Annotated in this window: 11 protein-coding genes; 7 read left to right on the forward strand and 4 right to left on the reverse strand. The window is 67.0% G+C overall.

Features of this window, described 5'->3' with window-relative positions; translation table 11 throughout:
* The first annotated feature begins 157 nt into the window (after positions 1–157).
* The 5 genes from FG95_RS09985 to FG95_RS10005 all read left to right on the forward strand — a co-directional run bounded on the left by FG95_RS09985 (position 158) and on the right by FG95_RS10005 (position 5,797).
* Entirely contained in the window at positions 158–601 is a 444-nt protein-coding gene (locus FG95_RS09985; RefSeq protein WP_052182270.1) for a TadE/TadG family type IV pilus assembly protein, read from the forward strand.
* Positions 602–603: 2 nt separating this feature from the next.
* A complete protein-coding gene (locus FG95_RS09990) occupies positions 604–2,232 on the forward strand; it encodes a TadG family pilus assembly protein (protein WP_052182271.1) in 1,629 nt (542 codons plus the stop codon).
* Positions 2,233–2,323: 91 nt separating this feature from the next.
* Positions 2,324–3,223 carry a PAS domain-containing protein gene (locus FG95_RS09995; protein ID WP_037555802.1) on the forward strand — a complete coding sequence of 300 codons (900 nt, stop codon included), beginning with the start codon at positions 2,324–2,326 and terminating at the stop codon, positions 3,221–3,223.
* A gap of 147 nt (positions 3,224–3,370) precedes the next feature.
* Complete coding sequence (locus tag FG95_RS10000; RefSeq protein WP_037555618.1) at positions 3,371–4,564, forward strand: acyl-CoA dehydrogenase family protein; 1,194 nt, start codon at positions 3,371–3,373, stop codon at positions 4,562–4,564.
* Positions 4,565–4,657: 93 nt separating this feature from the next.
* The gene (locus tag FG95_RS10005; protein WP_037555619.1) at positions 4,658–5,797 is read left to right on the forward strand and encodes an acyl-CoA dehydrogenase family protein; all 1,140 of its coding nucleotides are present in this window, start codon (positions 4,658–4,660) and stop codon (positions 5,795–5,797) included.
* 205 nt (positions 5,798–6,002) lie between these two features.
* Here FG95_RS10005 and FG95_RS10010 read toward each other — a convergent pair whose 3' ends face one another.
* The 4 genes from FG95_RS10010 to FG95_RS10025 form a co-directional block, all read right to left on the reverse strand.
* A complete protein-coding gene (locus FG95_RS10010; protein ID WP_235211524.1) occupies positions 6,003–8,516 on the reverse strand; it encodes a TonB-dependent receptor domain-containing protein in 2,514 nt (837 codons plus the stop codon).
* Positions 8,498–9,430 carry a FecR family protein gene (locus tag FG95_RS10015; protein WP_037555621.1) on the reverse strand — a complete coding sequence of 311 codons (933 nt, stop codon included), beginning with the start codon at positions 9,428–9,430 and terminating at the stop codon, positions 8,498–8,500. The genes FG95_RS10010 and FG95_RS10015 overlap by 19 nt, the downstream gene beginning before the upstream one ends.
* The gene (locus FG95_RS10020; RefSeq protein WP_037555622.1) at positions 9,420–9,941 is read right to left on the reverse strand and encodes an RNA polymerase sigma factor; all 522 of its coding nucleotides are present in this window, start codon (positions 9,939–9,941) and stop codon (positions 9,420–9,422) included. The genes FG95_RS10015 and FG95_RS10020 overlap by 11 nt, the downstream gene beginning before the upstream one ends.
* Before the next feature lie 235 nt (positions 9,942–10,176).
* Positions 10,177–13,392 carry an autotransporter outer membrane beta-barrel domain-containing protein gene (locus tag FG95_RS10025; protein WP_037555623.1) on the reverse strand — a complete coding sequence of 1,072 codons (3,216 nt, stop codon included), beginning with the start codon at positions 13,390–13,392 and terminating at the stop codon, positions 10,177–10,179.
* Positions 13,393–13,615: 223 nt separating this feature from the next.
* Here FG95_RS10025 and FG95_RS10030 point away from each other — a divergent pair, with 223 nt between their 5' ends.
* Entirely contained in the window at positions 13,616–14,590 is a 975-nt protein-coding gene (locus FG95_RS10030; RefSeq protein WP_037555625.1) for a glucokinase, read from the forward strand.
* A gap of 215 nt (positions 14,591–14,805) precedes the next feature.
* Positions 14,806–15,546, forward strand: a complete 741-nt coding sequence (locus tag FG95_RS10035) for a gamma-glutamyl-gamma-aminobutyrate hydrolase family protein (protein ID WP_037555628.1) — start codon at positions 14,806–14,808, stop codon at positions 15,544–15,546.
* Positions 15,547–15,564: the final 18 nt, after the last annotated feature.

Raw genomic sequence — 15,564 nt, forward strand, 5'->3', positions numbered from 1 at the left:
GCACAGCGGGACATCGCGGCGATTAACGATCGCGCAATAGCTGCCGCTGTGCCGCCGATCGCCGCGACATGATGCGCGGCGAAATCCTGCAAAATACATAAAGGCGGCGTCGGGTCTTCTCGACGCCGCTTTCATTCGCCCGCGCCATCCTGGCCGCATGACCGGCTCCAGCTTCTTTTCGCGGCGCATCCGCAAGATCGGCGTCACAGGCCTTACCCTGGCGCGCGGGGAGCGTGGCGCCGCCATCGTCGAAATGGCGCTGGTGCTGCCGCTGCTCCTCGCGTTGCTGATGGGCGTTCTCGTCTACGGCCAATATTTCATGCTCGCGCATAATGTGCAGCAGGCCGCCAACGATGGCGCGCGGGCGTCGATCGTCGGCCTCGACGCCGCCGACCGCAGTGCGGTCGCGAGCCGCGCGGTGGCGCGCAGCCTGTTGGCAGTCGGCGGCACGCACAGCGTCGCTGTGTCCGAAACGAGCGAGGCGATCACCGTCGCCGTCACCTATACCGCGCCGCAGGGCAGCCTCTTGCGCTCGAGCCTCGTTCCGTCGCCGGACCATATCATCCGCGCCCGCGCGACCTTCGAATTGCCGGCCGACTGACCGTGGCGTTCTTTCCGTTCCTTCGCCGCCTCGCCCGCAGCCGCCGCGCGAGCATCAGCATCACGACCGCCTTCGGCATGGCGATGCTGATCGGCTCGGCCGCCTTCGCGGTCGACCTCGGCTCGCTCTATCTCGATCGCCGCAAATTGCAGGGGATCGCTGATGCCGCGGCGATGGCGGCGGCGGCGCGGCCCGGCGAGGAGCGCGCGGCGGCGGAGCGGATCATCGCGGCCAATTGCGACTGCGGCATCGAAATCGCCGCGCTTACGCCGGGCACCTACACCGCGGATCCTTCGGTTCAGGCGGAACAGCGCTTCACCGGCGGCGGTGCGTCGCCGAACGCGATACGCGTCACGCTGACGCGCGATCGCCCGCTGTTCTTCGGCAGTTTCCTGACGGGCCGGCAGGACAGCATCATCCGCGCGACCGCGACGGGCGCACGGCGCGGCTATGCCGCCTTTTCGCTCGGATCGCGCGTCGCGGCGCTCAACGGCGGCCTGCCCAACGCGCTGCTGTCCAGCCTGACCGGCAGCGAGGTCAATCTGTCGGTGATGGATTATAATGCGCTCGCCAGCACCGACATCGATCTGCTCGCCTTTTCCGACGCGCTCCGCACCGAACTCGATGCCGATGTATTGACCTTCGGTCAGACGCTGAACACGCAGGCGACGCTGCCGCAGGTGGTGTCGGCGCTGGCGAGTGCGTCGGACGGGCAGGCGGCGAGCGCGCTCGAACATATCGCCGATGCCGCGCTGCCGCGCGCGCTGCTGCCGTCGCGCGCGATCGACCTCGGGCCGCGGTCGTCGAGCATCCGCATCGACGCCGCCAATCCGGTGAAGGTCAATGCGCTCGGCCTGCTGCGCACGATGTTGCTCCTCGGCAATGCGAACCGCCAAGTCGACCTGTCGCTCGCGAGCAGCCTGCCCGGCGGATCGGGCATCGACGTCGCGCTGCTGGTCGGCGAACCACCCGCCGATTCTCCGCTCATCGCGGTGACCGATACCAATGACGTCGTCGTCCGCACCGCGCAGGTCCGCTTGAAGGTCGATACGCGCGTCGCGACGCCGCTCGCCAGCGTCCATGTGCCGCTGCTTGCGGAGCTTGGATCGGCGTCGGCGCGGATCACCGACATCGATTGTGCGCCGGACAGCGCCGCCGCGGTCTCGCTCGGCGTCGTCACCTCGCCGGCGATGGTGGCGATCGGCACGGTTCCCGACAGCGATTTTCAGGACATGCAGCGCCCGCTTGAGCCCCAGCCCGCCCGCGTGGTGAAACTGCCGCTCGTCAGCATCGACGCACAGGCCGAACTGATCCTGTCCGACCTCAATGAAAAGCAGGTGGCCTTTTCGCGAAGCGAGATCGACGACGGGCAGGTCAAGACCGTGTCGAGCAGCGGGCTGGTCGCGGGTGCGGGGGAATCGCTTTCGGACCGGATGGAACTCGACGTTAATGTCCTCGGCCTCGCGCTCAATCTGAAAGCGTTGACGGCGGTAGTGGGCGAAACCGTCGCGCTCGCGGCGCCGGTGCTCGATACCGTCCTCGCCGATCTCACGGGCTTGCTCGGCCTGCAGGTCGGGCAGGCCGACACGCGGGTCAACGCGCTGCGCTGCGGCAAGGCGCGGCTGGTCTGATCGCGCGCGGAGTGGCGCCAATAAGGATATAATGGCGCGCCCGATCACCCCTTGCACGCCCTATAATGGTCGAAAGAATTTGGGGGTGAGCGTGGCGACCGCACAAGAACCACAGCGCGTATCGGCGGCGGATTTCATCCGCGGCTTTGCCAATTGGCGATTGCAGTCGGCGCGCAAGCCCGTCGTCGTGACGCATCACGGCAAGGACGCGCATGTGCTGATCTCGCTCGACGATTATCGCCGTCTCGACGGCAAGACGGCGCGCGATGTCGCCGCGGCTTCGGATATGCTCCAGGCCTCGCTCGCCGGGCTCGTCGAATCGGTCCGCGACGCGGTGATCCTGATCGACCGGCAGCGACGCATCGTCGCGGTCAATCCGGCGGCGTCCGACATGCTCGAAATGCCCGCGGCGGACCTGATCGGCGAGGAGTTGACCGCCGCGCTGCCGTCGCTCGGCGACAGCCTCATCCTTCATCACATCGTCCGCCTGCTCGACCATAGGGAGAGGTTTTCGGGCGACTTGCCGGGGCTGCTGCGACCGCGCCAATGGCTGCACGTCGATCTGGTTCCAGCGCCCGTCGGCGGTGCGATCATGCTGCGTGACGTCAGCGGAGCGATGGAGGATTTCGCGGCTGGCGGCATGCGTGCCGCAATGCTGGAGGCCGTAGAGGTCGACGGCGGGATCGGTCACGCCCGCATTTCGGTTCGCGAGGCGGTGGAATCGGCCAATGCAATGCTCACCGAACTGGTCGGCGTCGATCCCGCCGCGATCCGCCGGGTGCGTTTTTCCGCGCTCCTGCCCGTGGGGCAACGCGCCGCCTTCGTCGAGGCGCTCGAATCGGTCTTCCGTTCGGGCGATCCCGCCCGCATCGCGTCGCAAATGGTGACACGCGACGGGGGCGTCGTCGCCGTCAACCTGACGATTGCCGAAGTCCGCGGACCTTATGCCAGCGACGGCGCGGTCATCCTCGTCACACGCCGCACGGACTAGCCGCCGCCCCCACCTGTCGCCCCGGCTGGACAAGCTCTCGCATTCCGCGCAATCATCGCCCCGCGAAACGTTGCAAGTCGCAACTTGCCGTTTACGTAAAGGTGAGCGCCCACTATAAGGGCGTCAGTGCCCAATGGGAGATTCGTGATGGACATGGAATTCAGCCCCGAGGATTTGGCCTTCCAGCAGGAAGTGCGCCAATTCATCGCCGAAAATTACCCCGCGGAACTCCGCGGCAAACAGGACGAGGGCGAAGAATTGTCCAAGGAGGATTTCCTCGCCTGGCACAAGATCCTGTACAAGAAGGGCTGGATCGCGCCCGCCTGGCCGGTCGAATATGGCGGCACCGGCTGGACGCCGACGCAGCGCTTCATCTGGTCCGAAGAGACCGCGCGCGCCGACTGCATCCGCCTGATGCCCTTCGGCCTCGCGATGGTCGGCCCCGTCATCTACACCTTCGGCACCCCCGAACAGAAGGCGCATTTCCTGCCGCGCATCCTGTCGGGCGAGGATTGGTGGTGCCAGGGCTATTCGGAACCGGGCTCGGGCAGCGACCTCGCTTCGCTCCGCACAACGGCCGTCCGCGACGGCGACGACTATATCGTCAACGGGCAAAAGACCTGGACGACGCTCGCGCAGCACGCCGACTGGGGCTTTTTTCTCGTCCGTACCGACAAGGACGCGAAGCAGCAGGAGGGCATCAGCTTCCTCCTCATCGACATGAAATCGCCCGGCATCACCGTCCGCCCGATCATTACGCTCGGCGGCGAGCATGAGGTCAACGAGGTCTGGCTCGAGGACGTCCGCGTACCGCAATCGCAGCGCGTCTATGAAGAGAATAAGGGCTGGACCTGCGCCAAATTCCTGCTCGCGCACGAACGCACCGGCATCGCGGGCGTCGCGGCGTCGAAGCGCGGGATCGAGAAGGTGAAGGACATCGCGCGCACCGAACTCGACGGCGACAAGCCGTTGCTTCAGAACCCCTTCTTCAAGCGCAAGGTCGCCGAGCTCGAGGTCGACCTGACCGCGCTCGAATTCACCGAACTCCGCAGCCTCGCCGGCGCCAATGCGGGCAAGGGACCGGGACCCGAGTCGAGCCTGCTCAAGATCAAGGGCTCGGAAATCCAGCAGCGCCTCACCGAACTGGCGCTCGAAGCCGTCGGCCATTATGGCGCTCCTTACTTTCGCGGCTTCGGAGAGGGCGACAACGAGCATCCGATCGGCCCCGATTATGCGCACCGCGCCGCGCCGACCTATTTCAACATGCGCAAGACGACCATCTATGGCGGATCGAACGAGATCCAGCGCAACATCATCGCGAAGATGGTGCTCGGCCTTTGATCAGATAATCGACGTCATCCCGGCGAAGGGTGCTCAGAGGCCGTGACTCTGAGCACCCTTCGCCGGGATGACGGTGAAATAGAGGATAAGATAGTGGATTTCACCTACACCGAAACGCAGGACATGATCCGCGACACGCTGTCGCGCTTCCTCAGCGACACCTATGACTTCGAGACGCGCCAGAAGTTCATCAACTCGGACAGCGGCCGCGATCCGGCGATCTGGACCGCGCTCGCGCAGGAGCTCGGCATGCTCGGCGCGCCCTTTGCCGAAGAGCATGGCGGCCTCGGCGGCGGCGCGCTCGAAAATGCGATCGTGATGGAGGAACTGGGCAAGTTCATCGGGATCGAGCCCTATCTGCCGACCGTCGTCATCGCGGGCGGCGCCTTGAAGGCCGTCGGCGGCGCGCAGGCCGATGCGATGATTCCCGAGATCATCGCGGGCAATGCGATCGTCGCTTTCGCCTATGCCGAGCCGCAGGGGCGCTACGACCTCGCCAATCTGCGCACCACGGCGAAGAAGGATGGCGCGGGTTACGTGCTGAACGGTCACAAGGGCGTCGTCTATGCCGCGCCCTGGGCGACGCACCTGCTCGTCACCGCACGCACCGGCGGCGCTCAGCGCGACAAGGACGGCGTGTCGCTGTTCCTGATCGACGCCAATCTGCCCGGCATCGTCCGCCGCGACTATCCGACGGTCGACGGCAGCCGCGCGTCGGAAATCTATTTCGAAAATGTCGCGATCCCCGGCGACGCGTTGCTCGGCGGCGAAGGCGCAGGCCTGCCGCTTGTCGAGCAGATCGTCGACGAAGCGACGGTGGCCGTCTGCGCCGAAGCGACCGGCGTGATGCAGAAACTGCACGAAGGCACGCTCGAATATACGCAGCAGCGCAAGCAGTTCGGCGTGCCGATCGCGAAGTTCCAGGTGCTCCAGCACCGGATGGTCGACATGTTCATGGAGGTCGAACAGGCGCGATCGATGACGATCATGGCGACGCTGAAGCTGGGCCTGCCCGCGAACGAACGCATGGCGGCGGTGTCGGCGGCGAAGAACAAGGTTGCGCGCGGCGCGAATTTCGTCGGGCAGAATGCGATCCAGACCCACGGCGGCATCGGCATCACGCAGGAACTGGCGATCGGCCATTATTTCAAGCGCGCGACGATGATCGAAGGCCAGTTCGGCAGCGCCGATTTTCATATGGACCGCTACGAGCGGATCACGCTGGCGGATTAATTGATCCTCCCTGTCGCGAAGCGATGGGGAGGGGGAGTGCAGGGATGGATTGCCCCCGGCAATCCAAGTCCAGTCCTGGGGCTGGACGACCCGGCACTTTCGCGAAGCGAATGGTGGAGGGGCCGCGCCGCCGCGCCAAGGGCCCCTCCGTCAGCCCTGCGGGCTGCCACCTCCCCATGCCTGCGGCACAGGGAGGATCTCGCGCTCAATAGGCCACGTCCACCGCGATCCGCAGCGTGCGCGGGCGCAGCGGCGTGAGAAAGCCCTCGTTCCCCTCGAGGAACGGCGTTCCCAGCGAAAAGCGGTTGCCGCGCGAATCGAACAAATTGGTGAGGGTCAGCGACAGCCCGCGGCGATTGTTGCCGACCCGCATCGCAAGCCCGGTATCGACATAATCGCCCTGGCTTTCGCCCAGCACCGGACCGATGCCGAGCCGCGACGGCCCGATATAATTCGCCCAGCCGTTCACGCGGAAATCCTCGTCGCCGATCATCGTCGCATAGTTGACCGACCCGCGCACCGCATGGCTCGCGACATTGGGGATGCGGCCGAGCCGCGCGGGCGCCGCGGCGAACACCGGCAGGATCTGCGGCGAAAGATCGTCGACGCGGCTGTGGTTATAGACCGCGCCGAGTTCAAAGGTCAGCGCATCGGTCGGCCGCATCGCGACCGCACCCGACAGGCTGGTGATCCGGCCGTTGCCGATATTGGCGGTGGTCGGAAAGCCGCTGCTGTCGATAAAATCCGCCTGGATGTTGCGCCAGCGGCTGTGCGAAACCGAAATGCTCGCGTCGAGCAGGCTCCGTCCCTTGTCGCCGAACCGCATTCCCGCTTCCCAGGTGCGCACCTGATCGTTGAGGAACCGCCGCACGAAATTGCCGTCGACCGCAAGGCCGCCGGGGCGGAACCCCTCCTGATAGCGTGCGTAGAGCCGGACGTTGTCGAGCGGGGTCGCCAGCAGCGAAACCGACGGCAGCAGATCGGTTTCGTTGCGCGATGCGGTCGTCGCGCGGTTCGCTTCCGCCAAGGCAAAGGAAACACCCTCGGCCTCGCCGCCCAGCCGCGCGTGCGAGAGGCGCAGGCCGCCCGAGGCGATCAGATTGGGCATGATTTCGACCGTCGCCTCGGCATAGCCGGTGACCTCGGTGATCCGGTTGGTGACGCCGGGCAGGACCGCGCTAAGTGGGCCATAGGCATATTCGCGGTCCTGCCGCGCGCGATTGTGGATGAAGCTCGCGCCGACCACCCAGCCGAGCCCGTCGTGATAGGGCCGCGACAGGCGGTTCTCGCTGACGAACATGCGCGTGTCATTGTGCTGGTCGAGCACGCGCGGCACGTCGGCCATCGGCACGACCTCGACCGGGGCGAACAGGCGCTCGACATCGACCGCGCCCATGGCGGCGCCGGCACCGTCCCCGTCGCCGCGCCGCGATTCGGGCAGGCTCGCATCGAACCGCTCGAAAAGGCGATGGTCGATGAAGGCGTTGGACGACTGGAAATACAGGTCGCCCCAATCCTTCATCACGACGATCGTGCCCATGCCATAACGCGCGGTCGCATTCTGCTCGACCATCGAGGCGCGGGTCAGCGGCGGCGCGTCCTTGTCGGCATATTGCGCGTCGTCGGAGGTGATCGCCTGATAGATGCCGCCGAAATCGACCGTCCAGCCGTCGCCGGCCTCAAGGCGGAAGGTGCCCCGTCCGCCGCGGACATGGACGCGGTTGACGTCATTCTGTCCGCGCAGCGGATTGTCGATATAACCGCCGTCGGTGAGCATATAGCCGACCAGGCGCAGCGCATGTCCGTTGTCGCCCACGGGCAGGTTGGCGATCGCGGCGATGTCGCCGCCGGGGTCGCCATGTTGGGTCACCGACAGGCCGGCGATCGCCTGGACGCTCATCGCGCGCGGATCGGGCGCTTTCGGCACGACGTGGATGATCCCGCCCAGCGAGCCCGCGCCATAGAGCGTGCCCTGCGGCCCTTCGAGGATTTCGACATTGTCGATGTCGTAGAGGCGCAGGTCGGGGTCGGGCGCGTTGTAGCTGAGGCGGATGTCGCCGAAATATTGGCCGACGGTCGATTGCGTCGGGCCGGTGAAGCTCGAATCGGCGATGCCGCGGATGAACAGCTTGTTGCGCCCCGAACCCAGATGGGTCGAGGAAACGGTCGCGGTGCGCGAGAGGATCGAATCCATCCCGCGTTCACCGCCAAACGCCAAATCGTCGCCATCCAATCGGGTGACGACGCCCGCGAAATGCGAATGGGGAAGGTCGGTCTTCGACGCGGTGACGATGATCTCGTCTCGCGCCGCCGCGATCAGGTCGTTCGCCGGTTCGCGCGCCCGCGGCTGCGGCACCGGTCGCGGCGCAGCGGCGGCCTTCGCGACGCGGGCCGGCGCGGGCCGCCGTTCGATCCGCCAGCTCGTCGCGCTGACCCGGACCGCGCGCGCATCGGAGCCGTCGAGCAGGCGCTGGATCGCCTTTTCGACGCTCATCCGCCCGCGCACGGGCTTGACGCGCGCCTGCCACAGCTTCGCGTCGGCGACGCTGATACTGACGCCCGCCTGCCGGCTGATCAGCGGGAGAGCGGACGACAGGCTGCCTTTCGGCACATTGAACGCGCGCTCGTCCGCCGCCAGCGCCTGCGCGGGCAGGCACAGCGCTATCGCTGCGACGGCGAGGGAAAGGCGCGGGTGCATGGTCAGCGGGTCAAGATCCATCCATCGCCTTGCCGCGCGGCCTTCGTCCCCGACAATGCGGCAAGGTCGGCGATCGTGCGGTCGCGGTTCTTGTCGATGATCAGCGCGCCGCGGAACGACAGGTCGGTCGCCTCCGGCGCGATGCGCACCTCCATCCCGGCGGTGCGCTTCAGATCCTCGGCGACGACGGCGAGCGGCGTGCCGTTATATACGAGCAAACCGCTGCGCCAGCCGCCGACATTCGCGACGTCGATGTCCTGTACGACCGGCGGGTTGCGGTCGCCGTCGCGCACTTCAATGCCTTTGCCCGCGACGAGCCGGACATTGTCGCGGTCGGGGTTGTAGAGGACGATGCCTTCGGACACGGCAACGCTGGTCTGACGGTCGCGGCGCACGACGTTGAAGGCCGTGCCGAGATCGACGATCTTTGCGCCGCCCGTCTCGACAATAAAGGGATCGTTATCGCGGTGCACGACATGGAACATCGCCTCGCCCGATTCGAGCTTGGCAAAACGCGGACGATCCGCGTCGATTTCGACCACCGAGGCGCCGTTGATCTCGATCTTCGATCCGTCGGCGAGGGGGACGGTGCGATGTTCGCCCGCAAGGGTCTCGATCCGGTCGCCGCCACCCAACAGGCCGAGCCCCGAGATGCCGATCACCCCGACGATCGCGGCGGCCATGGCGCCGCCGAACCAGGCGCGCCGCGAAGGCCGGCGCGGGGCGTCGGGGATCATCACGACCGACGGCGCAGGGGAGGGCGGCAGTGCATCGAGGTCGCGATCAAGGCTCGCGACCGCGTCGTAAATCGCGGCGTGCGAGTCATCTTCGGCGAGCCAGTCGGCAAAGCCGCCCCAGTCGGTGAAATCGGGATCGCGCTGGCGGACCAGCCAGTCGATCGCGCGCGCTTCGGCGTCCGCCCGTTCAACCTGCATCGAACTGCCTCCGGATTTCGGCGAGCTTCGCATAGACCTTGCGCAGATCGGCTTCGACGGTGCTCAGGCTGACCCCCATTTCACTGGCAATATCGCGTTGATGGATCCCGTCGACGCGAAAGCGCCTGAAAATCCGGGCAGGGCGCTCGCCCATTGCCGCAATCGCACTTTCGACGATTGCGAGCTGTTCGCGCGAAATCAGCGCGCTTTCGCTCGATGGACTTTGCGTCGCCGATGCTTCGCCCCATGCCTTGTCGCGCAGCTCGCGCTGGCGTGCCGAGCGGTAGCGGTCGAGCATCAGATTGTTCGCGGCGCGCATCACATAGGGCAGGGGGTCCGAAATCGGCCCCATGCGCCGGTCGGTAAGCCGCATCCACAAATCCTGGAACAGATCCTCGGCGCCGTCGCCCGCGCCGCGAACCTCTAGGAAACGCACGATACGGTCGCGGTTGGCAAGCAACACGCCTTCGATGCCCTGGGCGGCGTCGGTTCGATCCTGCGTATGGGTCATGGATTGCTTGCTCTGGAACGCCATCTTCCGTCGGGTAGCGCCGCTTCGCCCTGCGCCATACGTCCCCCTGATGACGCCGTCATATAGCGTCCAGGCTCCACCGCGCAACCGCGGTGCCGGGAAAGCGGGGATGGACAGTGCAAGCATCGTCTTCTTCATTCATTTCTGCCTATGCAAGGGGGAAGCGTGGGTAGGGGATGCGCTTCCCCCTTGCGGGCGGGGTCGGCCCGGGGGGCTAGAGACCGACCCGCAGGCTCGCACGGAACGCCCAGCCGATGTGGCTTTGCTGTTCTTCCGCGGAGACTTCACCGGCGAACTGGAAGGCCGAGTTGCCGGCGATGCCGCGGAAACGGCCGACCCAGCCGCTCGTGCGATCATCCGGAACCAGCGTGAAGGGCGTGCCGTCCTTGAACGACGCGGTCGTCGCGCCCAGCGCGCCGCTGACGATCTGGCGGCGGCCGCCTTCGAGTTCGAAGCGCGTCCAGCCGTCATATTCGTCGGCGCCGCCGAATTCGAGGCCGAGCGTCATCGTGCCCGACACCGCGAGCTCGTCGCTATCGCGGCTCAGGACCGTCAGGTCGAGCGCGTCGCCGCCGCCCGTTTCCTGATAACCGTCCTCCTTCAGCTTGAAATAGTCGACCGCGACCATCGGGCGGAGGGTGAGGCCGCCGACCCGCGTGTCATAGGCGAGCGAGCCCGACGCCGACCACAGCGTCGCGTCCCACTTGCCCTTCATCGTCTTTTCGATGTCCTCGGCGCCGGCTTCGGCGCGGAAGATGCGCGTGCCCTTCAGGCTGATCGGCGCGCCCGAGACGCGGGCGTTCGCCATGAAACCGTCGGAGCGCAGGCGCCAGTGCAGCGCGCCTTCGAACTGGCTGGTGCTGACTTCATTGGCGTTGCTGCCGTTGCCGTCCTTGCCGCTGAGATAGCCGATCGAGCCGCCGAAATTGCCGACGTCGCTCTCGATCTCGGCGCCGAGCGAGATGCCCCAGCCGCTGACGTCATAGCTCGCGGTATCGCCGACGCTCTTCGATGTGCCCCAGACCGCCTGGTTGACCCAATAGCCCCATTTGCCCTCGTCCTGGAACGGCGCGTTGGGATCCTGGAGATAGCGCGACAGCGCGCGCGAGCCCGAGGTGACGGTTTCGAACACGCCGCCTTCATGCTCGGGCAGCATCTGGCCGAGCTGGCCCCGGAACTGGTCGCCGTCGGTGATGCCGAGGAAGACGTCCTCGATCTTCTCGTCGGCGACGACGGCATCGAGCACCGCATCGAAAGCGCCGCTTTCCGAACGGTTGAGGCCGAGCTCGCTCGTGCTCTTGCGCGACACGTCGACGATCAGCTGGGTGGCGTTCGAGCTCAGCGTACCCTTGTAGAGGAAGGGCAGCAGCGTCTGCGACGCGGTCAGCTTGTCCGCGCCGGTCAGCGTGCCGGCGGTCAGCACGACATGCTGGCCCTCGGCCTGCTCGATGCTCGACAGCTTGAGCGCGAGTTTCGATTCTTCGCCGAAGCTGGCGTTGCCGGTGACCTGAAGATTGGTGCCGGTCGCGCCGGTATCGAGCATCACCGCCAGCGTGCCCTTTTCGGTCACCGCGAGCGACGAGATCGTCGCCGCGCCGCCGACGTCGAAGGTGCCGCCGGCTACCGAAACCGCGAGGCCCTGCGAATTGGCGAGCGTGCCCGCAAAGGTCGAGGTGCCGCCGATCGTCAGCGTGTCGGCGCCGCCGCCGAAATCGGCGAGCCCGGTGAACGTCGAGGTCCCGGCCAGCGTCATCGTGTCGCTGCCGGCGCCGAAGCGGGCGTTGCCGGCGTAGGTCGCATCGCCCGACAGCGCGAGCTTGTTGTCGCCGGCGCCGAAGAAGCTGTTCCCCTTCACCGAACCGTCGGCGATGTCGAACACGTCGTTGCCGCCGCCGAAGCGGACGTCGCCGACGATGCTCGGCGCCGTGATGCCCGAGGCGACCGCGGTCTGCTTCACGGTCGCGCCATTGCCGTTCGCCGACAGGTCGATCGCGATATTGCGGTCCGACGAGGCGAGCGCGCCGCTGGCACTGATCGTGCCGCTGTTCTCGACCGTATCGACCGTCCCCGACAGATCGACGATAGCGCGCGCGGTACCGCCGTCGCCCCCGGTCTTGGCGGCGATCGAGCCGCTGTTGCGGATCAGCGCGACATCGCCGCCGGCTTCGACGAGCACGGCCGTCGCGACCGCGCCGGCGTCCTTGCCGCCGCTCGTCGCCTCGATCTTGCCCGCGTTGCGGATTTCGGGGGTCGTCGCGCCGCTGCCGATGCGGATCGCCGTTGCCGCCTTGTCGTGCGACTTCGCCGCGACGCTGCCGGTCGCGCCGATGCCGATGCCGCCGGCAATGGTCACCGCGCCGCCGAGCCCGCCGATCTGGATCCCGTTGCCGTCCTTGCCCGCATAAAGCCCGTCGCCGAGCACCGCGCCGTCGATGATGAAGCCAAGCCCCGTGCCGGTCCCGGCAACCGCGCCGATCGCGACATCGCGGTCGGCCGACCCGATGCGGATCGCCGCAGCCGAGCCGTAGGAGCGCACGACGGCATTGCCTTCCTTGGCGTCTTCGATCCCGTCCTTGTCCTCGTCCTTGTCGTCGGGCTTGGCATCCTTGGGCGCGACGGCGAGGACGATGCCGCCGGTCACATCGCCTTCGACCGAGAGCGCGTTGCCGCCGATCAACAGGTCGTCGGCGTCGAGCTTCGACGGGTCGGCCGGCGGCGTGGTGACGCGATAGCCGGTGGCGGTAAGATTGCCCTGGACGACCAGCGCACCGGTGACGTCGCCGGCGAGGCGCGCGCCGATCGCGTCGACACCCGTGGCGGAGATGGTTCCAGCGATGCGGACATCGCCCGTCACATCCTGCAACCCGACGCCGAGCGCGCGGTCGCCGAGAACGCTGATCGTCCCGTCGTTGGTGAATTTGCCCGTCAGCGGACCGCCGAGGCGGATACCCGCCGAATCATTGCCTTCGATCGCGATCGCGCCCGAATTGACGATGTTGCCGGTAAAGGCGCCCGCGGTCGCGATGCCGACGCGGTTGCTGCCGATCGCGAACGGACCGTCGATGTCGCCATCCTTGTCGATGTCGGTCGCGGCATAGGTTTCCCCGATCGTGATCTTGCCGGTCGCGCCGTTCGTGATGCCGCCCGAGGTGCCGGCGCCCGCGAGGATGCCCGTCGCCCCGTCGACATTGGTGAACTCGATCGTGCCTTCGTTGACGACCTTGTGATTGCTGTCGATCGTGACCGCGGGCCCGGCAACGGTCGGCTTGATCGACCCCGCCGAGGTGATCTTGATATCGTCGGGCGCGCCGGACTTGATCGTCGAGGTGCGCACCGGCGCCGTCGTCGCGGTGGTGATCGTCGTTTCGGCGTGGGCGGCGGTTGAAATCAGGGTGGCCAGGCAGGTGGAGGCCAGCAAGGTCTTGCGCATCGGGTTCCTCTTGAGATCGGGACCGGGACCTCTTCCCGGCGACAATCACAAGACGGAATGCTGTCCGCGCGGCCTTGGAAAAAAATGCGCGAGGTTCGATGACGTCTTCCGCAGCCCGCCTGCCGCGCAAGAGGCGCGCGCGCATAGCTATGCCCTGTTGCATCGATTTCGGCTGTGCGACATGCCACCATGGCACCGGCGCAGGGACCGGCAAGGGAGAGTCATGAGCGAACAGATCGTCACGGTGGACATCGGCGGCACGCACGCGCGCTTCGCCATCGCCGAGGTCGAGGGCGGCCGCGTCCTTTCGCTCGGCGAAGCGACGACGCTGCACACCAAGGATCATGCGAGCTTCCAGACCGCGTGGCAGGATTTCGAACGGCAGCAGGGCGGAACCTTGCCGCGCGCCGTCGCCATCGCGATCGCGGGTCCGACGCGCGGCGAGATCATCCGCTTCACCAACAATCCGTGGATCATCCGCCCGGCGCTGATCGGCGAAAAGCTGAACGTCGACCGCTATGTGCTCGTCAATGATTTCGAAGCCGTCGGCCATGCCGTCGCGCAGGCCGACGAGGGGTATTTCGAGCGGCTCGCCGGCCCCGACCAACCGCTGCCCGCGACCGGCACGATCACGGTCATCGGCCCCGGCACCGGGCTCGGCGTCGCGCATATCTGGCGCGACGGCCACCAATATCGTGTCCAGGCGACCGAGGGCGGGCATATCGACTTCGCCCCGCTCGACAGCATCGAGGATGCGATCCTCGCGCGGCTGCGCAAGCGCCACCGGCGCGTATCGGTCGAGCGGATCGTATCGGGCCCGGCGATCGTCGATATCTACGAAACGCTCGCCGCGCTCGAAGGGCGCGCGGTGACCCCGCTCGACGACAAGGCGATCTGGACCCGGGCGATGAACCGCGAGGACAGCCTCGCAGCCGCGGCGGTCGACCGCTTCTGCCTCTCGCTCGGCAGCGTCGCGGGCGACCTCGCGCTGGCGCAGGGCGCCAGCGGCGTCGTCGTCGCGGGGGGGCTCGGCCTGCGCATCCGCGACAGCCTCGTCCGCTCGGGCTTCCCCGAACGCTTCATCGAAAAGGGACGCTTCGAAGGCTTCATGTCGGCGCTGCCGGTCAAGCTGATCACCCACCCGCAACCGGGCCTGTTCGGCGCGGCGGCGGCGTTCGCGCGGCAGCACGCGGAATAGCTGGCGCTATCCGCTAGCGACCGAACCTAGCCGTCGCCCCCGCGAAGGCGGGGGCCGCTGTCGTTTTACACAATGCCGCTGAGTAAGGCCGCTAGCGGCCCCCGCCTTCGCGGGGGCGACGGTTGTGGAATGTCCGCTCCCCACCCCAAAACCGACACCACCCACGCCCCATATTTCGCTGGCGCCCGTCCCCGAAACGCGGCAGCGTGGGCGCCATGTCGCAACGCCCCGTCCTCGGCATTATCGCCTGCAACCGCACCGTCGGGACCGAGATCGCGCAGACGGTGATCAACCGCTATGCGACCGCGGCGATGCGCCATGCCGACTGTGCGGCGCTGATCATTCCCTCGCTTCCCGACTATATGCGCGCCACCGAGATCGTCGGTCGGCTCGACGGGGTGTTGCTCACCGGCACACCGTCGAACGTCGAACCCGTGCGCTACGGCGATGCGTCCGAAGGCGAGGGACCCTTCGACCCCGATCGCGACCGCATGATGACCGAACTGGTCGAGGCGGTCATCGCGGCGCAGCGGCCGCTGTTCGGCATCTGCCGCGGCTTTCAGGAGATCAATGTCGCGCTCGGCGGCACATTACGCCGCGACACCTCGGCGAGCGACGAACTGCTCCACCATCATGCGCCCGATGGCGTCGGCTTCGACGGCATGTTCGATCACCATCACAAGGTCGATCTGGTCGAAGGCGGCTTGCTCGCCTCGGCCTATGGCGCGCCGTCGCTCGATGTGAATTCGGTTCATTATCAGGGCATCGGCGCGCTCGCCGACGGGCTGGCGGTCGAGGCGCGCGCTCCCGACGGGCTGGTCGAGGCCTATAGCGCGCGGCCGAACGGCGCGCCACTGCTCGCGGTGCAATGGCATCCCGAATGGCGCGCCGACGCAAGCGACCAGAGCCAGACCTATTTCCACCTTCTCGGGCGCGCGTTAAGAGGCGAATTATGAACCGCCGCGTCACCCGTT

It is taken from the genome of Sphingopyxis sp. LC363 (assembly GCF_000756385.1).
Classification (GTDB): Bacteria; Pseudomonadota; Alphaproteobacteria; order Sphingomonadales; family Sphingomonadaceae; genus Sphingopyxis.